Below are 22538 nucleotides of genomic sequence, written 5' to 3' on the forward strand. Positions count from 1 at the left end.
AATGGGAAAGGCAAAAACATATCCAGATTTTTGGCTAAGCTACGAAGCTTCATTGAAGACCAATCTCCCATCACAACTGGAGGACAACATTTTTGTAGTACTGGATACTGAAACTACGGGGTTGGATATTAAAAAAGACCGTATTTTAAGCATTGGGGCACTTACTATTAAAAATAGTGCCATAAAGGCCAATGAAGCCATAGAAGTTTTTGTTCAGCAAGAACGATATTCATCTGAAAGTGCCAAAATACATGGGATTCTCAAAAAGGATTCTGAAGGTCAATTAACTGAGCTGGAAGCCCTCCAAAAGCTGCTTAAAATGCTTAAAGGTGCTATCATTGTTGCCCATCACGCCAAATTTGATGTTACCATGATCAATAATGCCCTAAAAAGAAATGGACTTCCCAAATTAATGAATAAATCCCTGGATACCTCAACACTGTATTCCAAAACTTTAAGCCGTAGGGATAGAGAAAATTTAGGTGGACATTTCTCCCTAGATCATCTGGCCCATGAATTCAATGTGCCCAAAGGAGATAGGCACACTGCTCTTGGGGACGCCTATATAACAGCCGTTGCTTTTCTTCATATTATAAGCAAACTAAAACCTGCCTCTCTTAACAATTTATTGAAGAAAGACAGGTTTTGGCCTTTTTGGTAATAGCTTAAAGCGACTCTTCCATAATTTTTTCAACCACTTCTGGGTTGAGCAAAGTAGAGGTGTCGCCCAAATTGGAAGTATCTTTCGACGCAATTTTTCTAAGGATACGTCTCATGATCTTACCGCTCCGAGTCTTAGGTAGCCCTGGAACAAATTGTATTTTGTCAAGTTTAGCAATTGGTCCGATGTGTTCGGTAATTACTTGATTGATTTCCTTCTTCAAATTTTCCCTATTCCTGGACTCTCCGGTTTCTTTCAAAATAACATAGCCATAAAGCGCATTTCCTTTGATGTCGTGTGGGAAGCCTACAATTGCAGATTCAGCCACGGCCTGGTGCTCATTTATGGCATCTTCGATTGGGGCCGTACCCAAATTATGTCCGGAAACTATGATAACATCATCTACCCTACCTGTAATACGATAATATCCCACTTCGTCCCGAAGGGCACCGTCTCCGGTAAAATATTTACCATCGAAAGCAGAAAAATAGGTTTCCTTATATCGTTTGTGATCTCCCCAAATAGTTCTTGCTATGGATGGCCAGGGAAATTTGATGCAGAGTCTTCCATCTACTTGATTTCCCTTGATTTCATTGCCATTCTCATCCATCAATGCAGGTTGTACCCCAGGCATGGGAAGGGTGGCATAGGTGGGTTTGGTGGGAGTTGAAAATGGTATGGGCGAAATAAGTACGCCTCCCGTTTCTGTCTGCCACCAAGTATCCACAATTGGACATTTCTTTTCACCTACATGATCATTGTACCAGTGCCATGCTTCCTCATTAATGGGTTCACCCACAGTACCTAAAATCTTGAGGCTGGACAGGTCATATTCTGTAACAAAATCCAGGTTTTCTTTAGCCAAGGCCCTAATTGCCGTTGGGGCAGTGTAAAACTGGGTAATTTTGTGCTTTTGGACAATCTCCCAAAACCGTCCAAAATCTGGATAAGAGGGAACTCCTTCAAACATTACCGTGGTGGCACCATTGGCCAAAGGTCCATATACAATGTAGGAATGCCCGGTTATCCATCCAATATCCGCTGTACACCAGTATACGTCATCCTCTCGGTATTGGAATACATTTTTAAATGTATAGGCAGTGTAAACCATATACCCTGCAGTTGAATGTACCATTCCTTTAGGGCGACCTGTGGACCCAGATGTATATAGAATGAACAAGGGGTCTTCAGCGTCCATGACTTCAGGTTCGCAATCTGCGTAAGCCTTTTCCAACAACGGTTCCAACCAAAAATCACGTCCTTCTTCCATGGTAACCTCTGTTTTGGTACGTTTTGCCACCAAAACGCTTTCAACAGAATCACATTGGGTAAGGGCTTCATCCACAATTCCTTTTAGGTCGATGGTTTTAGATCCTCTGAAAGATCCATCGGAAGTCAAAACCATTTTAGCTCCACAATCATTGATTCTAGTGGATAATGCTGTAGATGAGAATCCTGCAAAAACAACCGAATGTACTGCCCCAATGCGTGCGCATGCCAAAAGAGAAATAGCCAACTCCGGAATCATGGGCAAATAGATAACCACCCTATCTCCTTTTTTAATGCCCTTATCCTTCAACACGTTGGCAAACTTGCATACTTTTTCATGCAATTCCTTATAGGTTATATGTTGAGCCTCTTCTTTTGGGTCATTGGGTTCAAAAAGTATGGCCGTTTTGTCACCACGAATATGCAGATGTCTATCGATACAGTTTTCGGTGATGTTCAATTTTGCGCCTTCAAACCACTTGATCTCAGGTTTTGAAAAATCCCAATCCAAAACTTTGTCCCATTTTTTCCTCCAGACAAAATGTTCTTCGGCTACTTCGTCCCAAAAGCTTTCTGGGTTTCTTATGGATTTTCGATATACCTGAAAATACTCTTCTAAGTGTTTTATGTGATAATTACTCATGGTGTTTTTATTTAGTTAATTTGAATTCTTTTTACATCAAGTTTGATATTTCCGTCACTATCTTTTTTATTGAAAATGGTTTGGTCATGTACATATCCGCGCCCAAATCCAGTCCTTTTTGAACATCGGCAGGTTTGTTCTTTGCAGACAGGAAAACAACTTTTGTGTCTTGCATGTCCTTGTTCTCCTTTATTTTTTGAAGCGTGGCATAACCATCCATTTGAGGCATCATAATATCCAACAGAACAACATCTGGGAATTGTTTTTCCGCAATTTCAAGGGCTTCTGTACCATCACGGGCAATGAATACCTCAAAGTCCTTTTTTTTGAAAGCATATTCCAATGACATTACAATATTGGGCTCATCGTCCACTATCAATATTTTTTTCTTCATTCTGATTTAGGTATTGTGAATATCAAACGGGCACCATTATCATAGGAAGTGTCCACCCATATTTTTCCATTGTGACTCTCTACAATTCGCTTGCAAATTGCCAATCCGAAACCACTTCCCTGTGGCTTTTTGATATTCTGATTTTTTGATTGATAAAATTTCTCAAAAATGTAACTGTGTTCTTCTTTTGGGATTCCCCTTCCGTTATCTTCCACTGAAATGGAAACAAACCCATTATCCTCGGCAGTTTTTATATCTATTTTGCCCTTATCTTCTTTGGTAAATTTCAGTGCGTTGGAGAGTAGATTGGTCAATACTTGTAGAATACGGTCCTCATCGTAAACTCCCTTGATGTTCTTTTGTTGGGAAAAACTTACTTCAACCCCTTTGCGAGCTGCTATTTGGGAAATTCCATTGATTGCCTTTTCTATGGTTTTGTTGATTTTTTGACTCTTCATGTTCAGCTCCGCCCTGTCGCTCGACAGTTTTTCCAAGTCAAGGATATTGTGTATCAACGCTGCCAATCTGTCCGTGTCTCTATTAATATTTTCAAGAAATTGCCTTCGTAGCTCCTGTGGCATATCCTCATCAACCAATACCTCCGAAGCAGCCTTGATTGATGTAATGGGTGTCTTAAGTTCATGTGCCACTGTGTCCAAAAATTCATCTTTTTGTTTATCCTGTTCCCTAAGCTCTACGTTGACATTTTTTAGCTGCTCTGCCATTGTAGACAATTCCTCGGATTTTTCTATCAGAAGTTTGTTATTGGCCTTGGTCTTTTTTGTCTCTTCCAAAATGTTCAAAACCTCAACCAAGCTAATTGGCTTTTCTTTGGATACGGAGGACAACAATATTTTGGCCGATGCACTCCCAATACTACCGGTCAATAGTTTTTCTGAAAAATTTATCAACCGTGAGTCTGCTTTTTCCTCCGTTTCGGCGATGTTATGTTTCCTATTAAAAATTTTAAGGGCCCTATCTGTTTTCTGCTTGCCCAAAAACCGGTAGAGCAATCTTTTGATATCCGCTACATAGGCTTCTCCTTTCCAAACAAAGGCACCCTCCTGCAAATTCTCATAGTTTTCATAGTTCACGAACATTTCAGCATAGTTCCTCTCTCTGTAGTTTCCCTTGTGGCTTACCGAAAAGCCCACAAAACAAAGGGTGTTCAGGCTCAAACTCCACAAAAATGCATTGTTTTCAGGGGTAAGGTAATCCACACCGAACAGCTGTGAAGGTCTTAGCCAATCTTTGTCAAACAGTCCTGATGTCATAATGGTACTATCCGCATCAACGGTGTTGACCACAATGGGTAGGATGAGGGTATAACAGACCACCACGAGCCCAACTACTATTCCCAAAATAGAAGCTTGTGCTGTACCTCTTCTCCAAAAAAGTCCAAAAAAGAATGAGGGGGCCAATTGTGCTATAATCACAAATGCGATGAGACCAATGGAATATAAGGACAGCTGTGCCGAAAATATGATGTAAAAAAAGTAAGCCACTATTGTCAATGTGAAAATGGCCAATCTTCTTATGTTCTTAATGTTCTTTGAATTTTCCTCTGGATTGCCCTGAATCATTTTCTTCAAAAAACCGTAGGGAATTATTATGTTGTTACTGACCATGGTGGACAAAGCCAATGTAGATACCACGATCATGGATATAACTGCGGAAAATCCACCTATAAATACCAAGGTCGCTAAAAAAATATTTCCCTCCTGAAGAGGCAAGAGCAATGTATAATAGTCATGATTCACCGAGCTGGGTAAACTAATGTTTCCTGCCCATGCTATGAAAATGACAAGAAGGTTGAACAGCAAAAGGTAGAGAGGAAATAGCCAAACAGCTTTTTTAAGGTGTCCTTCTTCTTCATTTTCCACTACAGCTACGTGAAATTGTCGAGGCAACAAAAAAATGGCAAAAAACGATAAGCAGATGGTAAATAACCAATTGAATCCGTTTTCTATACCTCCAAAAGAGCTCAACGTCTTAAAGTTGGAAGCGGAGGAAGCTTTGATGTACAGGTCCTCCGTACCATCAAAAAGGTAAAAAGTCACATAGATACCAACAATCAAAAAGAAGAACAATTTTAGGATTGATTCTATACTTACCGTTGCAATTATTCCCTTTTTCCGAAGGGAGGCATCCGTAGATAATGTCCCAAAGAATGCAACAAAAACCGCAATTAGAATGGCTATATAAAAAGTGGTGTCACTCAATATGCTGGAAGATGCATAACCTTGGTCTTCCGTAATAATTTCAAAAGTTTCGGAAACCGCTTTCAGCTGTAATGATATATAGGGTATAATGGCCAATAAACAGGTAAAGGTCACCAAGGCCCCCAAAAACCTACTGTTCCCATATCGTAAGGAAATGAAATCTGCAATGCTGGAGATTTTTTGTTGTTTGGAAATACGGATAATCTTTCTCATAAGAATTATCCAAAGAGGAAGAGCTATGACGGGTCCCAGATAAATACCCAAAAAACTGATTCCCGATTGTGATGCAATCCCTACACTGCCATAATAGGTCCAAGCGGTACAATAAACTGCCAAGGAAAGTACATAGACGTATGGGTTATTGACCCACTTGCTCTTACCGTTCTTTTCAGCAAAAAAAGCGATCAGGAACAAGAAGCCCAAATAGCCAACTATGATCAATATGAGCAAATAGTTACTCATAGAACTTTTTAAGGATTATGTAGGAAATTATTATGCCTCCCAACCAACACAGAAAAATGAATGCATAAAACAATGGAAATCCCAAGACATGAAGCTCTTTATCAAAAAGAGCAACAAACGGGACATTCCATAGAAAGAAAAGTACCGCTGCCAGTAGAATCAGTTTTTGTTGATGTCTTTTCTTCATGTTCATGATTAGGTTCTTCTAATTAAAATTACAAAAACGGTGCGGGTTATTATACCAGCACCGTCTTTAGTAACCAACCAAATGAAATCAATGTGCCGATGCCTCCCCAGCTCCGCTGGGAATTCTAATGTTTTCAACTATTTCCTGAACTTCTTCAGGTGGTTCCTCTGTAAATTTGTTGACCACCAAGGACACAGCGAAATTCACTACCATTGCTATGGTTCCAAAGCCTTCCGGGGAAATTCCGAACCACCAGCTTTCTTTCAATCCTGCTACTGCGGCTTTTCCTCCATCGAAGATTCCAAACTTGAACTTCAGCATATAGAACAGCATCAGTGAAATACCTACAATCATTCCCGTTATGGCACCTTTGCTGTTCATCTTCTTATAGAAGATGCCCAAAATAATTGCCGGGAAGAACGAGGCTGCTGCCAGACCAAAGGCCAAGGCTACCACCGCCGCCACAAAACCTGGTGGGTTGATTCCGAAGTATCCAGCTATAATAACTGCTCCAACAGCAGAGGCTCTAGCCGCCCATAACTCACCTTTTTCGGAAAGTTCCGGGTTGAAAACGTTCTTGATCAAGTCATGAGATACTGAAGATGAAATCACCAAAAGTAGACCAGCTGCAGTTGAAAGAGCCGCCGCCAAACCACCTGCAGCAACCAGAGCAATTACCCATGCAGGAAGATTTGCTATTTCAGGGTTTGCAAGTACCATGATATCCCTATCAACGGTCAATTCATTTGTAGCTGCATCGGCCACGTACTGAATCTTCCCGTCCGAATTCTTATCATCAAACTTTATCAAACCAGTAGTTTCCCAATTCTTGAACCACTCAGGCATACCAGAGTAATCTTTATCGCTTACGGTCTCGATCATATTGGTTCTGGCAAAAACTGCCACAGCGGGTGCAGTGGTATACAGAATGGCAATGAACAACAATGCCAAGCCAGCAGATTTACGTGCATCTTTTACTCTCTTAACCGTAAAAAAGCGTACGATAACATGCGGAAGTCCTGCGGTACCGACCATAAGGGCCAAGGTAATGGCAAATACATCAATAAGTCTTTTAGAGCCATTGGTGTACTCGGCAAAACCCAATTCGGTAGTGAGGCCATCCAATTTGTCCAGCAAATAAGCTCCAGAACCATCAGTTAAGGTTCCACCCATTCCCAATTGTGGAACTGGATTTCCAGTCATTTGGATGGAAATAAAAATTGCAGGAACCATGAATGCAAATATCAACACACAATATTGGGCTACTTGGGTATAGGTAATACCCTTCATACCTCCCAAAACTGCATAGAACAAAACAATTACCATTCCTATGACCACTCCGGTATTGATATCTACTTCCAAGAATCTTGAAAATACGATTCCAACACCTCTCATCTGTCCAGCAACATAGGTAAAGGATACGATCAATGCGCAAACCACTGCCACGATCCGGGCTGTTTTTGAGTAATATCTTTCTCCGATAAAATCCGGTACGGTATACTTTCCAAACTTTCTTAGATAAGGTGCCAAAAGCAATGCCAAAAGCACATAACCACCGGTCCAGCCCATTAAATATACTGCCCCATCATAACCTGCGAAGGCAATGATACCGGCCATGGAGATAAAAGAAGCCGCCGACATCCAATCTGCTGCAGTGGCCATACCATTGGCCAGAGGAGACACTCCCCCTCCTGCAACATAAAATTCTTTTGTGGAACCTGCCCGAGACCAGATTGCTATTCCAATATAAAGGGCAAATGTTATCCCTACCAATATATATGTCCAAAGTTGAACGCTCATAATCTTGTTTTTTTAAGTTAGTTAATCGACGTCGTAGCCATATTTTTTATCCAACTTGTTCATTAAGCGGACATATACAAAAATCAATACTACAAATACATAGATGGATCCCTGCTGTGCAAACCAAAATCCCAATTTAAAACCACCTATTCGGATGGAGTTCAATGCGTCTTTGAATAAGATTCCCGCTCCGTAGGAAACCAAGAACCATATTGTTAAGAGAATCACCAGATACCGCAAATTCTCTTTCCAGTAGGCTGTTGCCTTTTTTTGTTTTTCTGACATATTTGTTGGTTTTTATAGATAAATCATGGCTTGCAAGGTTAACGTTCCCACATTATCGTTGCTACCATACTTAAAGTTACTGTATTCCACACTTAGTTTAGAGTGGTGTCCCGTTAAGAACAGATTAGCGCCAAGTCCCAGACGGTTGGCATTGTCGTCTATGGCATCAATAGACCTGTTTTGATACGAGATATAGGGCTGAAAACGAGCCTTGTCTGCTGGACCTGGAATCAAATATCCCACATGACCATAGACCATGCTTCCAGATTCATAGGTAGTGCCCAAGGTAAAGTTGCGCCCATAGTCGTTACTTTGATACATAAGGTAAGCAGTAATGGCTGAGCCATCTTCGCCAAGAGGAGCATCGTAGAAAGCATCAACCGCAAAAATATTTACATCTTCTCCTTCCAGATTTCCACCAGCATCGGCTACAACCGAGCCATTGGCATGCGTTAAGAAACCAGCACCTATGTTGAATACTTTTTTACTTCCCAAATAAGTTCCAACCTTATAAGGTAAAAAGTTGGACTCCTGATCTAAAAAGTTATAGTCAAGGTATCCTTGAAAAAGCTTTCCAGCATCTCCAGAACCCAATAAGTTTCTTCCTTGATAGACTGCAGCCCCATTAGGTGTGGGTACCACTCCATCCTGGAGATTGCTTGCCAAAGCTTCGTTTAGGGCAAGTCGGTACTGAAGTTTACCCAATTTTCCTTTCACATATACGCCAACATGACGTGCGAATTGGTCCGTTAACCCCAAAACAGCCCACGCCTGACGGTTATTGTCCAAAGTCATGAAGTTGAGGGTACTCGCATTGTTTAATCGAGAAATACCGTTCCAATAATGCAATCCAGCGCCAGCGGAAATATCTTTTCCCAATTTCCATTCGCCCCAAAAATCATGAAAGAACAGTTGTGAAGACTCCCCTTTACCTGTTGGACTGAGATTATTACCATTAAGTGAGTTAAGTCCAAAATGGGTAAGAATCAAGAAATTCTTGTTCAGTTGGGTAAAGGTCAAAACCCTGGCTCTACGAACACTAAAGTTAAGTTCGCTAGCATCATCAGGAACATTGTCATTGTACTGTGCCCAAAATTGTCCCCAGGCAATAATGCGTAGATATTTGGAGCCATCTTCATTGAACTTTATTTTGTATCCGCCCGTGTATTCAGTATTTCCTTGCGAAAAAGCCAAGTTCCCGGCGAACAAAATCAGAACTGAAAGTAAGGTTATCTTTTTCATTTTCTAGATGTTAGTAGTTTATTCAAGCACCACGAACATCTAAATTTTGTATTGTTAAATGAAAATCAATATACTTTTTTGCTCATTTACTATATTTAATCACGAAAACGCTCCCATTTTATAAGCATGAACTTATCACCAAGCTCAGTTACCAAAACACCGGCTCCTTTAATATTTTCTTGCTCTGAAAAGTAGGCTCCAAGCTCTGTGTGGCTCAAAATCTTATATGTTGGGTGATACTTGGTCCTATAGGGTCGTTTTATATTGTATTTACGGACCCAGTTCATTACGGAGACATGACTTACACCGAGAATACGTTCAATCTCCCGATACGTAAGCCCCTCCAAATATAGCTGCAATGCCTTGTTTACGTAATAATCATCTATACGTTTTCCCAGTTTACCTACGGTAAAGTAGTATCCACAACTTTTACATTTATAGCGTTGTCTGTTGTTTAGAATTCCTGCTTTTACGAAGACATCCGAGGAACAATTGGGACAGGTTTGCATTGTATATATTTAATTAGCATAAATATAGCAATTTAGCAACATATAGACAAAAAACACGAATTTATCAATCTGTCAATAGAAATAGCCAAGCTATTTCAATCCAAAAATTGAAAGCTTTAAAAAATGGGATTATGAAAAAAAGAGGGTTATTTTTTTAGATATTCCTCAACCGAGCTTTGTATCCTTGAATGGATGTTGTCTAGGTCTGCTTTGACAAAGTTTTCCCCGGTGATACTTTCGAAGAGTTCTATATAACGGTCAGACACAGATTCGATATAAGTATCTGACATTTCAGGAACCGTCTGCCCTTCCAGCCCTTGAAAACCATTGGAAATCAGCCATTGGCGTACAAATTCCTTGGAAAGTTGTTTTTGGGGTTCTCCTTTTGCTTGGCGCTCTTCGTACCCGTCCGCGTAAAAGTATCTTGAAGAATCCGGAGTATGAATCTCGTCAATCAAAACAATCTCCCCGTCCTTTGTTTTTCCAAATTCGTATTTGGTATCCACCAATATCAAACCTCGCTTGCCAGCAAGTTCAGTTCCTCTCTTAAAAAGCGCTTTGGTATATTTTTCCAATACCTCGTAGTCCGCTTTTGAGACTATACCTCTATTAAGAATTTCTTCTCTTGAAATATCCTCGTCATGATCTCCTTTTTCGGCCTTGGTAGCAGGGGTGATAATAGGTTCTGGGAATTTATCATTTTCTTTCATTCCATCAGGCATAGGCTCACCGCACAACATCCTTTTTCCCGCTTTGTACTCGCGAGCAGCATGGCCCGATAGATATCCCCTGATCACCATTTCTACCTTAAAGGGAGCGCAGGCCTTTCCCACAGCCACATTTGGATCGGGATTGGCCAACAACCAATTGGGCACAATATCCTCGGTAGCCTTCATCATCTGAGTGGCAATCTGGTTCAGGATTTGACCTTTGTACGGAATCCCTTTGGGCATTACCACATCAAAAGCGGAAAGACGATCTGTGGCAATCATCACCAAAATATCATTTTCCAAAGTATATACTTCCCTAACCTTTCCTTTGTAGACCGATTTCTGTCCGGGAAAATTGAAATCGGTATCCATTAAGGTATTTTGCCCCATATTTAGAATTGATTTTGGTGCTCAATATTTTTGTAGGCATCAATTACTTTTTTGACCAGTTTATGTCGGATGACATCTTTGTCATCCAAATAAACTATACTGATGCCATCAACATTTTTTAAGATCAATAAGGCTTCCTTGAGTCCTGAAATCACCCGTCTTGGAAGGTCAATCTGACCAGGATCTCCTGTCAATAGAAATTTAGCGTTCTTACCCATACGGGTCAAAAACATTTTCATTTGGGCGTGGGTTGTATTCTGTGCTTCGTCCAAAATCACAAAGGCGTTGTCCAACGTTCTTCCCCGCATAAAGGCCATTGGAGCAATCTGTATGGTTCCGTCCTCTATGTATTTTGCCAATTTTTCTGCAGGAATCATATCCCGAAGGGCATCATATAGAGGTTGCATGTAGGGATCAAGTTTTTCCTTTAAATCCCCTGGAAGAAAACCAAGATTTTCACCTGCTTCAACCGCAGGACGGGTTAAAATGATTCGACGAACCTGTTTTTCCTTCAGTGCTTTTACGGCCAAAGCTACCCCTGTGTATGTTTTTCCTGTCCCTGCTGGGCCAATGGCAAAGACCATATCATCTTTTTTACACGCATCCACCAACTTTCTCTGGTTCACGGTCTGCGCCTTGATCAATCTACCACTTACACCATGTACCAGCACATCTCCACTACTTTTTGAGGAAGTGTAATCTTCTTGCCCATTGCTTGTGAGTACACGTTCGATCATATTCTCATCAAGTTTGTTGTACTTGGCAAATTGATCGGTAAGCATATCAAATCGCTTATCAAACTCCTCCAAGAGTTCTTCATCGCCATAAACTTTTATTTTGCTACCGCGGGCAACAATCTTAAGTTTTGGGAAATATTTCTTTAGAAGTTCAATATTCTCATTCTGCCGTCCAAAAAAATCTTGGGGGCTTATCTCCGTCAGTTCTATTATAAGTTCGTTCAAAAAAAGCGGGGTATTTTAAAGGTTATTTTTTGAAGAATTGTATTCTTTCTTTTTTAATGTAATTTTACTTCACAAACTTAACCAAAAATCAATTTGACCACGGAAAAACATATCAACAGTATTGCATGGCAATCATAACCTTAACTACAGATTTTGGCTTAAAAGACCACTTTGTAGGTGCCATTAAAGGAACAATCCTCAGCAACCTTCCCGAAGTAGACATTGTTGATATTTCCCATGCCATAAGCCCTTTTAACATACAGGAATGTTCGTATATCTTAAAAAATGCCTACAAGTCCTTCCCAAAGGGTACCGTGCATATTGTGGGTGTTGATTCTGAACTGTCTCCTGAGAACCAACATATGGTTGTATTGGTGGATGGGCACTTTTTTGTAAGTTCCAACAATGGTGTCATTTCTTTGATTACCTCTGAGGTGAGTCCCGAAAAAATGGTGGAAATCAATATTCCCAATACAAAACTTGGTTCTTTTCCGGTTCTTGATGTCTTTGTTCCTGTAGCTTGTCATATTGCACGAGGGGGAAAATTGGAGGTCATTGGCAAATCGTTCGACAATCTAAAAGAGTTGAAGGAATTTGAACCTAGAATCTCAAACAACGGGAAAAGTATTTCTGGTAATGTCATCTATATTGACAACTACGGCAATGTGATCACCAACATTAGACGCAGCCTTTTTGAAGCATACCGAAATGGCAGGGACTATGAGGTCATTGCCCGCACCAACAGATTGCGAAAAATTCATGAAAGCTATAACGGAATTATCAATTTTGATTTGGACAAGCCACAAAGAAAGGGCCCTGGGGATGCCCTTGCGCTTTTTAATTCTTCCGGTTATGTTGAATTGGCCATCTATAAAAGTGACCTAAATTCAGTTGGAGGGGCATCTACCCTACTTGGACTGAACTATAGGGACACTGTCACCATAAATTTTTTATAAATGTTGATACGGATTGTAAAACTCACCTTCAAACCCGAAAATATTCCTAGTTTTGAGCAAATTTTTGAAGAATCCAAAGAAGGGATTTTGGCCTTTGAGGGGTGCAACCTGGTAGAACTCTATCAAGACCTAAAAAACCCGAATGTATTTTTCACTTATAGCTTTTGGGAAAAGGAATCAGACTTGGAAAACTATAGAAATTCAGATTTTTTTAAAGGAGTTTGGGGAAACACCAAAAAACTCTTTGCGCAAAAGCCGGAAGCTTGGAGCGTTTTAAAACTTCACTCTTCAAAAACCAAATGATGTTCGCAATCTACAAAAGAGAGATACGGTCTTTTTTCACCACACCAATCGGATACTTGATAGTTGGCTCATTTTTATTGCTCAATGGACTTTTCCTATGGGTTTTTAGAGGGGATTACAACATTTTTGACTACGGCTTTGCAGATTTAGGGAACTTTTTCCTGCTTGCACCATGGATCTTTGTTTTTTTGGTGCCCGCAATTACAATGAGGAGCTTTTCGGAAGAACTAAAAACAGGTACGCTTGAATTGCTAATGATCAAACCCATTTCTTCCTGGAACTTGGTTATGGGTAAATTCTGGGGTGGTTTTTCCTTGTGTCTAATAGCAATTCTACCCACCTTTATTTACGTATTGGCCATTTCCAAATTGGGCATGATCGAAGGAAATCTAGATATGGGCGTAGTCTTTGGTTCCTATTTTGGACTGTTTTTCTTGATTGCCACATATACGGCTATAGGGGTTTTTGCTTCAACCTTGTCCGATAACCAGATTATGGCATTCCTTATTGGAATTCTATTATGCTTCTTTGTTTTTTATGGATTTGAGGCTATTTCCTCTCTTTTTACGAGTGGAGATACCCAAGAACTTATAAGGTCCTTTGGGGCGCAATCCCATTTTAAAAGTGTGGCCCAAGGTGTATTGGATACCCGGGATTTGGTATATTTTATTTCCCTCTCCCTGTTCTTTCTATATCTTACCCGCCAACGACTTAATCAACTAACGAGATAATGCAGAGGTTTTCAATATCCATACTCAAGGCCTTTGCTGCCGTAATAGTACTAAACCTAGTTGGAAGCTTTCTGTATACCAGATTCGACCTCACTGAAGATAAACGATATACCTTATCTGAGCCGGCTATAGAAGTTGCGCAAAAATTTGAGACTCCAGTGGTAGTGGACATTTTATTGGATGGAAATATTCCCCCTGAGTTTTCAAGACTCAAAACTGAAACAATACAATTGTTGGAATCATTTGCATCGGCAAACAGCAATATAAAGTACAATCTGGTTGACCCATTACAAGGCGAGGAACAATCTCAACAGACCATAGCAGAACTTCAAAGTCTTGGTCTGCAGCCTGCCAATGTTACCGTTGAAGAAAATGGTAAGGTATCCCAGGAGCTGGTTTTTCCTTGGGCAATGGTCAATTCCAAGGATAAAACCGTTAAGGTGCCCTTATTAAAAAATAAGTTAGGGTCCTCTACCGAAGACCGCATCAATAATTCGGTACAACAACTGGAATATGCCTTTGCAGATGCTTTTACCAAGCTTAGTATTGACCAAAAGAAAAGTGTGGCGGTCATTAAGGGAAATGGTGAACTTCCAGATGCGTATTTGGCAGATTACTTGACCTCCATCCGGGATTACTATAACATTGGTGCAATTACCTTGGATTCGGTATCGAGCAATCCTCAAAAGGTGTTGGATCAATTGAAAGGTTTTGACCTTGCCCTGATTGCAAAACCGACCCAGGCATTTTCGGATGAAGAAAAATACGTGTTGGATCAATTCGTGGTCAATGGAGGAAAGTCGGTATGGTTAATGGACCAAGTGGCCATTGAAATGGACAGTATTTATCAAGGAAATGGCAGCGCGTTGGCCCTCCCAAGGGATTTGAACATGCGGGATTTCTTCTTCAATATGGGTGTTAGGATCAACCCGCTCTTGGTGAATGATCTATATTTTACCCAGATTGTTTTGGCAACTGGTGAAGGAAATGATTCGCAGTACAATCCTGTGCCCTGGTACTATTATCCGATGGTATTTTCAAAAAATGACCATCCCATCAATATGAATATTGAAGCGGTCCGTTATCAATTTACAAGTCCCATGGAGGTTTTGGAAAATGACTATGAACATTTTGTATTGCTTCAAAGCTCTCCCCTATCCAAGACTGAAGGTGTTCCTGGTCAAATTGGTCTGGGAATTTTGAACAATCCACCCGATCAAGAAACCTATACCAATGGAAATCTACCTTTGGCCGTTTTGGTGGAAGGTAATTTTTCTTCCATGTACAAGAATAGAATCAAGCCGTTATCATTACAAAATACGGTTGAAGAAGGCCCCGCAAATAAAATGATTGTAATCTCGGATGGAGATGTCATAAAAAATCAACTGAGAAACGGCAGACCTTTGGAATTGGGCTATGACAAGTGGACCAATAGCTTTTATGGCAACAAGGAGTTTTTGGTCAATTGCATTAATTACTTGCTTGACGATACCGGACTAATACATATTAGGAACAAAAAAGTGTCTATTCCGCTCTTGGATTCTAAAAAAATAGTGGAGCAAAAAACCAAATGGCAATTCTTGAATATTGGAATACCGGTACTATTGACGTTGGTCCTTGGGGTGGTCTTCAGTTACTATAGAAAACGAAAATTTGGTATCTAAGTGTTGATAAATTTGTTTCGTTGCTAATTCGTTTTAAGATATATTTGTTTTTATCCATTTTAAGAGCCTGTTTTAGACCAAAAAGGTTGAAACAGCAACTATACTAAAGAATCTCTTTGATGAAGTTTATTGTATCCAGTACATATCTATTGAAAAACCTGCAGGTTTTGGGAGGAGTTATCAACAACAGCAATACTTTGCCCATCCTCGATAATTTTTTGTTCGACCTAAAAAAGAATCAGCTCACTGTGTCAGCTTCCGATTTGGAGACCACCATGAGTTCTGTTTTGGAAGTAGATTCCGATGCGGAGGGAACCATTGCAGTTCCTGCCCGTCTGTTGCTGGACACCTTAAAGACTTTTCCTGAGCAACCCCTAACTTTTGTGGTAGAGGACAACAATACCGTGGAAATTAGCTCCAATCATGGAAAGTATGCTTTGGCCTATGCGGATGGTGCTGAATTTCCAAAAGCTGTGGAGGTTAGCAACCCTAGCTCTACAGTCCTTTTAGGTGATATTTTGGCAACGGCCATCAACAAAACCATCTTTGCTGCAGGTAATGATGACCTTCGCCCTGTAATGAGTGGGGTCTTTTTTCAGTTTTCGCCCGAAAATTTGACTTTTGTGGCCACAGATGCACACAAATTGGTGAAGTATCAGCGACAGGATGTTACAGCATCACAGGTGGCAGAATTCATCATGCCCAAAAAGCCATTGAATCTTTTGAAAGGAATTTTGGCCGGGTCGGAATCAGAAGTTACCATTGAGTACAATGACAGCAATGCCAAGTTCATTTTTGACAATTCTGAACTCATCTGTAGATTGATTGACGGTAAATACCCCAATTACGAAGCAGTAATCCCTAAAGAAAATCCAAATAAGCTGACCATCGCAAGAAATCAATTGTTGAGCTCGGTTAGAAGGGTTTCCATATTTTCCAACAAGACCACCCATCAAATCAGATTAAAAATTGCAGGTGCCGAGTTGAACATCTCTGCCGAAGATGTGGATTACAGCAACAAGGCAGAAGAACGACTATCCTGTTCCTACCAAGGAGATGATATGCAAATAGGGTTTAACTCCCGTTTCTTGGTAGAAATGCTCAACAATTTATCTTCGGATGATGTTTCACTGGAAATGAGCTTACCAAACAGGGCCGGTATCCTTACTCCAATTGATGGATTGGATGAAGGGGAGCATGTAACTATGCTCGTTATGCCTGTAATGCTGAACGGTTAAGGTCTTTCTTACAAAATTCTTCGTGACATTTCCTAGCTAGTCCAATACCTTGACCTTATGTCGAGTATTATCAACGTTGGTCGTTGTAAAATGACTCTAGCGTCAACTTTGCATATTTTTAACAACTAGATTATTTCAAACCTTAAACACTTGGACATGAAGAAATTAACACTGACTCTTTTTGCTGCAATGGTTGCGGTTTTTTATTCCTGCGAAGTTGAACCTGCAGGAACGGATAACTTGGACAGTATTGATGGCAAAGGAAAGTTAAAAGAAAAAGTAGTGGAAGAAGAGATTTGTGAAATCTCCTTGTTCCCAGATCTTCCAGCAGTGGTCAATGCCTGTACTACTGCAAAAGGGGTAGACGCCAACGATGCTTATTTTGACCTAACCATTAGTGATACCAGTCTAGCTGGTGATTACAGTGCATGGTGCGTTGACCAAGATGCATCTTTAGAGGCTGGAGAATGTTTTGAAGCAGAAATATATTCAAGTTATGAAGAACTTCCTATTGGTGCTTTTGAAAAACCAGAAAATTTTGATTTGGTCAACTGGTTGTTTAATCAGAATATCATTGGTCAGGCTAGCTCAGGAGGAGACCCCTATACTTTTGGAGATTTCCAAAGAGCAATTTGGTACTTAATCGATGACAGTAACTGCGTCCAGTGTCTATATCTTGGTGATTGGGATGATGACAGGGCTCTTGAACTTGTTGATTTGGCACTAGCCAATGGAGAAGGTTATGAACCAGGTGAAGGAGACAAACTGGCTGTAATATTGATTCCAACAAATGGAAGACAAAGTTTGTTTATACCATATACTCTTGAATGCCCTTCGAGTGGTGGTTGTGAAACTGCCTATGCAAGAGGAAATGATGGGAACAATTGTTTTATGGACAATGGTTTCAGTAAATGGGGATGGTCAATCGGCCCTCTTTCAGAAGGAACGGATGAATCCTACGAAATTTACGCAGCTGCGGGACAATGTGATATCAATAAAGGTGAATTGGTAGGAACTGTAGAAGTAGAATATGCTGATGGCTCTGTAACAGTTACCTACAACATTGATAGCTCTTATACGGTCTCTGAGACCCATACGTATGCTGGTAATGACATGTTCCCATTAGGTAAAAACGGAAAACCTACCGTTGCGCCAGGTCAATTTACAATTGAAGAAGGTCTATCTGGTGATATTTATGTGATTGCGCATGCAGTGGTGTGCGACTAGTCTTCACAAATAGATTAGATTTAAAAAGCTAGAGCTAAAGCTCTAGCTTTTTTTATACAAAAGGTATGGTCAAAAAATTTGATGGAGATTCCCCGTTGGCTGCTTTTACCGCATTTACAATAGGTAAAACAAATCCCAATATTCCAACACCAATTAATCCTAAAATTCCAAGTCCGAACAACAAGATTGCCGGAATGCTTATAATAATATAAAGCAATAGACTCAACTGAAAATTGACAATTGCCTTTCCATGTTCATCCATTCCCTCTACATTTCTTCTCGAGGTTAACCAAATGATCAGGGGTACAATAAATCCCCCAAAACCAGTTACATAATGTAACAGTTGAGTTAAATGTGTAACGGACAACAATGTATTGTCCTTTCTAATTGCATTTCCATTGATGACTTCCATTTTTGATTGATTTAATATTCAATCTATAAGTGCACATTTTCTAGAATATGTTACATTTTTAAATTAAACTTATCAATTAAGAAGGGGCATCATCTAATAGTGGGAAAACCGTATGTCTTTTAAACTAGCCAAATCCTAGCAAATGATAAAGAAATGGACCAAACTTTTTCAACTATATTCTACCAAATCTTTTCAAAAGCAGGTTCTTATTTCTCCAGAAGAATTTGTATATCATGGGTAGAGGGTCCTTCAATGCATATTTAAGAGGGGTGTTGTTCCAAATAAATCCCATTTTAAAAATCATGAACGGGTTTTCGACTACGGAACTTACCAAACCTTTAAGGTTCAAATATTTTATAGTTTTAAATTCTCCTACTTCTACATTTTGATTTAAATGTTGCGCAATTGAGAGATATGGGAAATTTATTCCTGCCGACAATGATCCCATTAACGATCGCCAATATCGTGCATTTATTTCCAAAACTTTAAAAGTATCATCGCTATTGTCGTAGCGTATATCAACGCAAGCAACACCTGACCAATTCAATGATTTCATAAGGTCCTCTGTCAGCCCAAGTATTTCTTGCTTATCCTGAAAAATATACCCGGTTTGTGCTGAAAATCGATTTCTGCCCCATAATATTCCCCTTTGAATAGTGTAATAAAGAATCTTCCCTTCCTTGCACAAGACATTGCAACAATAATCACTCCCCATAATAAATTCTTGTGACAAATATTTTACTTCATCTTGGGCATTTTTTGAAATGAAAAACTCCCAATCAGTATAATTTGCTATCAGTTCAACACCTCTACCGCCACCTGTATCTGTGACCGGTTTGACAATAAAGGGATAATCCATTTTGTCATTCACATTTTCAAAACAAATCAATTTTGTTTTTGGGTACGGTATTCCATTTTTTTCCATATGGAGTGCCAATCTCCATTTGTCTACTGCGATATCGTAATTCTTCAAATCAACCCATGAAATCAGCTTTTCTGGAAAATCAAGTAGATCTTTGTACTCTATAAGCTTTCTGATTCCTGTCTCAAAAACTGGCAGTATTATATCTATGGAATGGCGTTCAACTTCTTGATTAATGTTCTCAATCCATTTCCTAGGTTCCAATTCTAAAGGATAATATGAGTAGTTGTGAACATGTCTAGAATAACGCATGGCAATATCGGGTTTTTCCGACATCACATAAATCTTCAATTGTGGAATGTTGGATAAACTATTAACCACAAATATCAACATGTGACTCTCACCATCAGGAATAAGTACAGAAATTGTTTGCCTCACTCTTTTAAACAGATTTTCTAACCTACAATATGTAAATTACTTAAAGACCATCCTATTTATAACTTTTCTCCGTTTTCCGGAAGATAATGGTGGTATTTCCATAACATATTCTACTTTGATGTTTGCATCCTGCCCAAAATCTTCCTTAACAGACTTTATCAATTCTTCTTCGCGGTCAAATTTGACTTTGGCATTCAATCTGATGGTATAATCCTTTTTCCCTGTTTGAATAAATTGATATTGATTCAATAAATCATAGTAGGCCAGGAATTTTGTATAAACCACATGAGAAGAAAGTATATTACCACTTGTGTCAAAGACCATATCCATTTTACGCCCCTCAACAACTTTTAAGAATTGCTGTCCCCGCTCATCAAAAATGCCCACATCCCCAGTGTCGTAACGAATTAACGGCATGGAATAATTGTAAAGGTCTGTAATCACAAGTCTTCCCATGGAGCCTTTTTTAGCGGGAATATCCTCTTGCATATCCAAAATCTCAATAAAATAACTAGCCCAATTCAATTCAAAAGCTGTTCCTGAGGTATTTGTCTGATGGCCTATAATCCCAATTTCCTCATTGGAATAGCGGGAGTATATGGGAGATCCAAAATGCCTCTCCACAGCATCACGGGTGTAATCGCTCAAATATTCAGAATTGGCAATAATTCCTTTGATATTCTTGAACTTGGCAGTTTGTTTCTTTTCATCCAAGTATTTGCAAATGGTTTCCAATGCAGATGCAAACCCAAGAATATTTATTTCTTGGTTGGTATTTTTTATCAATTCCAGCATTTCGTCAATCCGCTCATCGGTCAATTTTGAAATATCAAATTGAATACTGTTCTGTAAAAAATTTCTCAATCTGGAACGCTGGTTATGTTTTCGCCACACCTCTAGTTCAAAAAATTTGTTCCCAATTCTATATCCAGTTTTTTCCATGAAATAAAGAACATCTGCCGTATTTCTATTTCTTTTACGTTGATCATGAAAAAGTATAAATGGTACTCCTGTAGAGCCACTGGTAGCCACTTTAAACAAGTTTTCCGTATCAAATTTTGCAGATTTGAAGGAGTCAAAGTCATCCTGAATCCTTTTTTTATCGATTACAGGAAAATCAGCAAACTTTGAAGGACTGATTTCTTTATAAAAAGGAACCGTTTTATTGGCATGGGACAAGAGTTCTGAAAGTGCTTTTTGCCTTATTGAACTAGCTAAGTCGCCAAAGGGGTCTTTAAGGATAGCTCCTAGTTCTTTGTAATGTTTGCGAACAGGTTGTCCTCTAAAAAAATCAACTAGCCAAAAGATTTGCTCTCTCATCTATAAAATCTCTTATGTTTTACAACGTCTGATACCTTTTTAAATTACATGAAAAAAAGCAAAATCAACTACATATTTAGCACATAGGTCAGAAAGAATTACTTCATCTTGTTAGGATACCTTTCTGTGTAGATAGTTTACCCAATTTTATCGCCAAGTGTCTAATTTGTATTTTTGACCATGAGCTATTCAGAAGCTATCGTGGCAATGGCAACTCCTCCAGGAACTGGAGCAATTGCAGTAATCAGAATATCGGGTGATGGTGCTATTGCTATTGCAGACGATATATTCCAATCGATTAAATCAAAAAAATTAGTTGGTCAAAGAACCCATACCATACACCTGGGGCATATTGTGGACAATGGAAAGACGCTGGACCAAGTATTGGTATCCATCTTTAAAGGGCCAAACTCTTATACCGGGGAGGATGTTGTGGAGATTTCGTGCCATGGCTCTCCCTTTATACAACAACAAATCATTCAACTTTTGTTGAGAAGAGGCTGCCGGACGGCGACTGCTGGAGAATTTACGCTGCGAGCCTTTTTAAATGGAAAAATGGACCTCAGCCAGGCAGAAGCTGTAGCGGATCTAATTGCAAGTGACAGTGAGGCAGCTCATGAAATAGCCATTCAACAAATGAGGGGTGGTTTTAGCAATGAAATTCAAAAACTAAGGGAAGAGCTTCTAAATTTTGCCTCCCTGATTGAACTGGAACTCGATTTTTCACAAGAAGATGTGGAATTTGCAGATCGTAGTCATTTCAAAAATCTTTTGGACAAAATCAGTGAAGTTCTCAAGAAATTGATAGATTCCTTTGCCTTGGGCAATGTTATCAAACAAGGTATTCCAGTGGCCATTGTAGGTCAGCCAAACGTAGGAAAATCCACGTTGTTAAATACTTTACTCAACGAGGAGCGGGCAATTGTGAGCAATATTGCCGGAACTACCAGAGATACCGTTGAGGATCAGATTAGTCTAAATGGCATCAATTTTAGGTTCATAGATACCGCAGGCATTAGGGAAACCCAAGACATGGTTGAGAAAATTGGAATTGAGCGCACTTTTGACAAGATTGAAGAAGCGCGTCTTATTCTCTTCCTTTTTGATAATCCGGATTTTGATAGGGCGGAATTGGAACGTATAGAGAAAAAATATCCGAACAAGGAAGTGCTGCCTGTCTGTAATAAATTAGACCTTTTGGATGACAGACAAAAAGAGTTGCTCAAAGATGAATTCCCCCATGTCCTATTCCTCTCTGCCAAACACAGGAAAGGGATTGACGAATTGGAAAAAAAACTATTGAGCCTAGTTGATTCTGGAGCTTTGAGCGGAGATCAAACCATTATTTCCAACAGCAGGCATTATGATGCACTACTAAAAGCACTGGAAGAAATCCAAAAAGTAAAGGAAGGACTGGAAATGGACCTTCCGAGCGATCTTATGGCCATAGATATCAGGCAGGCTTTATACCATCTTGGTGAAATTACAGGTCAGGTTACCACAGACGATCTCCTGGGTAACATTTTTTCGAATTTCTGCATCGGAAAGTAACCATTGTAAAACAAACAATTGGCACCTTTGCAAATAATCATTCAGTATCTACGAATATTTCTTTTGAACGGACAGATATATATTCATGTCATTTAATCAT

Annotated in this window: 21 protein-coding genes; 8 read left to right on the forward strand and 13 right to left on the reverse strand. The window is 39.6% G+C overall.

The window, feature by feature from the left end; genetic code table 11:
• Position 1: 1 nt before the first annotated feature.
• The gene (locus tag DX873_RS07325; RefSeq protein ID WP_116183728.1) at positions 2–661 is read left to right on the forward strand and encodes a 3'-5' exonuclease; all 660 of its coding nucleotides are present in this window, start codon (positions 2–4) and stop codon (positions 659–661) included.
• Positions 662–665: 4 nt separating this feature from the next.
• Here DX873_RS07325 and acs read toward each other — a convergent pair whose 3' ends face one another.
• From acs to DX873_RS07375, 10 genes are all read right to left on the reverse strand, one after another.
• Positions 666–2573, reverse strand: a complete 1908-nt coding sequence (gene acs / locus DX873_RS07330) for an acetate--CoA ligase (protein ID WP_116183729.1) — start codon at positions 2571–2573, stop codon at positions 666–668.
• 31 nt (positions 2574–2604) lie between these two features.
• Positions 2605–2967 (reverse strand): response regulator transcription factor, encoded by a 363-nt coding sequence (locus DX873_RS07335; RefSeq protein ID WP_116183730.1) that lies wholly within the window; start codon positions 2965–2967, stop codon positions 2605–2607.
• Positions 2964–5651 carry a sensor histidine kinase gene (locus DX873_RS07340; RefSeq protein ID WP_116183731.1) on the reverse strand — a complete coding sequence of 896 codons (2688 nt, stop codon included), beginning with the start codon at positions 5649–5651 and terminating at the stop codon, positions 2964–2966. Before DX873_RS07340 ends, DX873_RS07335 begins: the two co-directional genes overlap by 4 nt.
• Entirely contained in the window at positions 5644–5838 is a 195-nt protein-coding gene (locus DX873_RS07345) for a hypothetical protein (RefSeq protein WP_116183844.1), read from the reverse strand. The genes DX873_RS07340 and DX873_RS07345 overlap by 8 nt, the downstream gene beginning before the upstream one ends.
• An 87-nt stretch (positions 5839–5925) precedes the next feature.
• A complete protein-coding gene (locus tag DX873_RS07350) occupies positions 5926–7638 on the reverse strand; it encodes a sodium:solute symporter family protein (RefSeq protein WP_116183732.1) in 1713 nt (570 codons plus the stop codon).
• A gap of 21 nt (positions 7639–7659) precedes the next feature.
• The gene (locus tag DX873_RS07355) at positions 7660–7923 is read right to left on the reverse strand and encodes a DUF4212 domain-containing protein (RefSeq protein WP_116183733.1); all 264 of its coding nucleotides are present in this window, start codon (positions 7921–7923) and stop codon (positions 7660–7662) included.
• Between the two features lie 12 nt (positions 7924–7935).
• Positions 7936–9165: a hypothetical protein gene (locus tag DX873_RS07360; RefSeq protein WP_116183734.1), complete on the reverse strand. Its 1230-nt coding sequence runs from the start codon at positions 9163–9165 to the stop codon at positions 7936–7938.
• Positions 9166–9260: 95 nt separating this feature from the next.
• Positions 9261–9674, reverse strand: a complete 414-nt coding sequence (locus DX873_RS07365; RefSeq protein WP_116183735.1) for an IS1/IS1595 family N-terminal zinc-binding domain-containing protein — start codon at positions 9672–9674, stop codon at positions 9261–9263.
• A 146-nt stretch (positions 9675–9820) separates the two neighbouring features.
• Positions 9821–10774, reverse strand: coding sequence for a phosphoribosylaminoimidazolesuccinocarboxamide synthase (locus tag DX873_RS07370; protein ID WP_116183736.1), 954 nt, complete (start codon positions 10772–10774; stop codon positions 9821–9823).
• A 2-nt stretch (positions 10775–10776) separates the two neighbouring features.
• A complete protein-coding gene (locus DX873_RS07375) occupies positions 10777–11736 on the reverse strand; it encodes a PhoH family protein (protein WP_116183737.1) in 960 nt (319 codons plus the stop codon).
• Positions 11737–11861: 125 nt separating this feature from the next.
• Here DX873_RS07375 and DX873_RS07380 point away from each other — a divergent pair, with 125 nt between their 5' ends.
• From DX873_RS07380 to DX873_RS07405, 6 genes are all read left to right on the forward strand, one after another.
• Positions 11862–12692: an SAM hydrolase/SAM-dependent halogenase family protein gene (locus tag DX873_RS07380; protein WP_116183738.1), complete on the forward strand. Its 831-nt coding sequence runs from the start codon at positions 11862–11864 to the stop codon at positions 12690–12692.
• On the forward strand, positions 12693–12995 hold the full coding sequence (locus tag DX873_RS07385; protein WP_116183739.1) for a putative quinol monooxygenase: 303 nt from the start codon (positions 12693–12695) through the stop codon (positions 12993–12995).
• Positions 12995–13726 (forward strand): gliding motility-associated ABC transporter permease subunit GldF, encoded by a 732-nt coding sequence (gldF, locus tag DX873_RS07390; protein WP_116183845.1) that lies wholly within the window; start codon positions 12995–12997, stop codon positions 13724–13726. Before DX873_RS07385 ends, gldF begins: the two co-directional genes overlap by 1 nt.
• Positions 13726–15390, forward strand: a complete 1665-nt coding sequence (gldG, locus tag DX873_RS07395; RefSeq protein ID WP_116183740.1) for a gliding motility-associated ABC transporter substrate-binding protein GldG — start codon at positions 13726–13728, stop codon at positions 15388–15390. The genes gldF and gldG overlap by 1 nt, the downstream gene beginning before the upstream one ends.
• A 119-nt stretch (positions 15391–15509) precedes the next feature.
• Positions 15510–16628 carry a DNA polymerase III subunit beta gene (gene dnaN, locus DX873_RS07400; protein WP_116183741.1) on the forward strand — a complete coding sequence of 373 codons (1119 nt, stop codon included), beginning with the start codon at positions 15510–15512 and terminating at the stop codon, positions 16626–16628.
• Positions 16629–16784: 156 nt separating this feature from the next.
• Positions 16785–17855 carry a hypothetical protein gene (locus tag DX873_RS07405; RefSeq protein ID WP_116183742.1) on the forward strand — a complete coding sequence of 357 codons (1071 nt, stop codon included), beginning with the start codon at positions 16785–16787 and terminating at the stop codon, positions 17853–17855.
• A 52-nt stretch (positions 17856–17907) separates the two neighbouring features.
• Here the strand turns inward: DX873_RS07405 and DX873_RS07410 are convergent, their stop codons facing one another.
• The 3 genes from DX873_RS07410 to DX873_RS07420 all read right to left on the reverse strand — a co-directional run bounded on the left by DX873_RS07410 (position 17908) and on the right by DX873_RS07420 (position 20887).
• Positions 17908–18267 carry a DUF4870 domain-containing protein gene (locus tag DX873_RS07410; RefSeq protein ID WP_116183743.1) on the reverse strand — a complete coding sequence of 120 codons (360 nt, stop codon included), beginning with the start codon at positions 18265–18267 and terminating at the stop codon, positions 17908–17910.
• A gap of 172 nt (positions 18268–18439) precedes the next feature.
• Positions 18440–19567: an ATP-grasp domain-containing protein gene (locus DX873_RS07415; RefSeq protein ID WP_147296620.1), complete on the reverse strand. Its 1128-nt coding sequence runs from the start codon at positions 19565–19567 to the stop codon at positions 18440–18442.
• Positions 19568–19603: 36 nt separating this feature from the next.
• Positions 19604–20887, reverse strand: coding sequence for a phenylacetate--CoA ligase family protein (locus DX873_RS07420; RefSeq protein ID WP_116183745.1), 1284 nt, complete (start codon positions 20885–20887; stop codon positions 19604–19606).
• A 180-nt stretch (positions 20888–21067) separates the two neighbouring features.
• Between DX873_RS07420 and mnmE the strand changes: the two genes are divergently transcribed.
• Positions 21068–22438 (forward strand): tRNA uridine-5-carboxymethylaminomethyl(34) synthesis GTPase MnmE, encoded by a 1371-nt coding sequence (mnmE, locus tag DX873_RS07425; RefSeq protein ID WP_116183746.1) that lies wholly within the window; start codon positions 21068–21070, stop codon positions 22436–22438.
• Positions 22439–22538: the final 100 nt, after the last annotated feature.

Source organism: Flagellimonas nanhaiensis, from assembly GCF_003382275.1.
In the GTDB taxonomy this organism is placed as follows: Bacteria; Bacteroidota; Bacteroidia; order Flavobacteriales; family Flavobacteriaceae; genus Flagellimonas; species Flagellimonas nanhaiensis.

What these genes read in the sequence shown, in the direction of transcription:
- DX873_RS07420 (WP_116183745.1), bottom strand. Translation starts at nt 20,887, where the DNA reads ATGAGAGAGCAAATCTTTTGGCTAGTTGATTTTTTTAGAGGACAACCT.
- DX873_RS07345 (WP_116183844.1), bottom strand. Translation starts at nt 5,838, where the DNA reads ATGAAGAAAAGACATCAACAAAAACTGATTCTACTGGCAGCGGTACTT.
- DX873_RS07410 (WP_116183743.1), bottom strand. Translation starts at nt 18,267, where the DNA reads ATGGAAGTCATCAATGGAAATGCAATTAGAAAGGACAATACATTGTTG.
- DX873_RS07350 (WP_116183732.1), bottom strand. Translation starts at nt 7,638, where the DNA reads ATGAGCGTTCAACTTTGGACATATATATTGGTAGGGATAACATTTGCC.
- gldG (WP_116183740.1), top strand. Translation starts at nt 13,726, where the DNA reads ATGCAGAGGTTTTCAATATCCATACTCAAGGCCTTTGCTGCCGTAATA.
- DX873_RS07385 (WP_116183739.1), top strand. Translation starts at nt 12,693, where the DNA reads ATGTTGATACGGATTGTAAAACTCACCTTCAAACCCGAAAATATTCCT.
- dnaN (WP_116183741.1), top strand. Translation starts at nt 15,510, where the DNA reads ATGAAGTTTATTGTATCCAGTACATATCTATTGAAAAACCTGCAGGTT.
- DX873_RS07360 (WP_116183734.1), bottom strand. Translation starts at nt 9,165, where the DNA reads ATGAAAAAGATAACCTTACTTTCAGTTCTGATTTTGTTCGCCGGGAAC.
- DX873_RS07355 (WP_116183733.1), bottom strand. Translation starts at nt 7,923, where the DNA reads ATGTCAGAAAAACAAAAAAAGGCAACAGCCTACTGGAAAGAGAATTTG.
- DX873_RS07365 (WP_116183735.1), bottom strand. Translation starts at nt 9,674, where the DNA reads ATGCAAACCTGTCCCAATTGTTCCTCGGATGTCTTCGTAAAAGCAGGA.
- acs (WP_116183729.1), bottom strand. Translation starts at nt 2,573, where the DNA reads ATGAGTAATTATCACATAAAACACTTAGAAGAGTATTTTCAGGTATAT.
- DX873_RS07405 (WP_116183742.1), top strand. Translation starts at nt 16,785, where the DNA reads ATGAAGAAATTAACACTGACTCTTTTTGCTGCAATGGTTGCGGTTTTT.
- DX873_RS07325 (WP_116183728.1), top strand. Translation starts at nt 2, where the DNA reads ATGGGAAAGGCAAAAACATATCCAGATTTTTGGCTAAGCTACGAAGCT.
- gldF (WP_116183845.1), top strand. Translation starts at nt 12,995, where the DNA reads ATGTTCGCAATCTACAAAAGAGAGATACGGTCTTTTTTCACCACACCA.
- DX873_RS07340 (WP_116183731.1), bottom strand. Translation starts at nt 5,651, where the DNA reads ATGAGTAACTATTTGCTCATATTGATCATAGTTGGCTATTTGGGCTTC.
- mnmE (WP_116183746.1), top strand. Translation starts at nt 21,068, where the DNA reads ATGAGCTATTCAGAAGCTATCGTGGCAATGGCAACTCCTCCAGGAACT.
- DX873_RS07335 (WP_116183730.1), bottom strand. Translation starts at nt 2,967, where the DNA reads ATGAAGAAAAAAATATTGATAGTGGACGATGAGCCCAATATTGTAATG.
- DX873_RS07370 (WP_116183736.1), bottom strand. Translation starts at nt 10,774, where the DNA reads ATGGGGCAAAATACCTTAATGGATACCGATTTCAATTTTCCCGGACAG.
- DX873_RS07380 (WP_116183738.1), top strand. Translation starts at nt 11,862, where the DNA reads ATGGCAATCATAACCTTAACTACAGATTTTGGCTTAAAAGACCACTTT.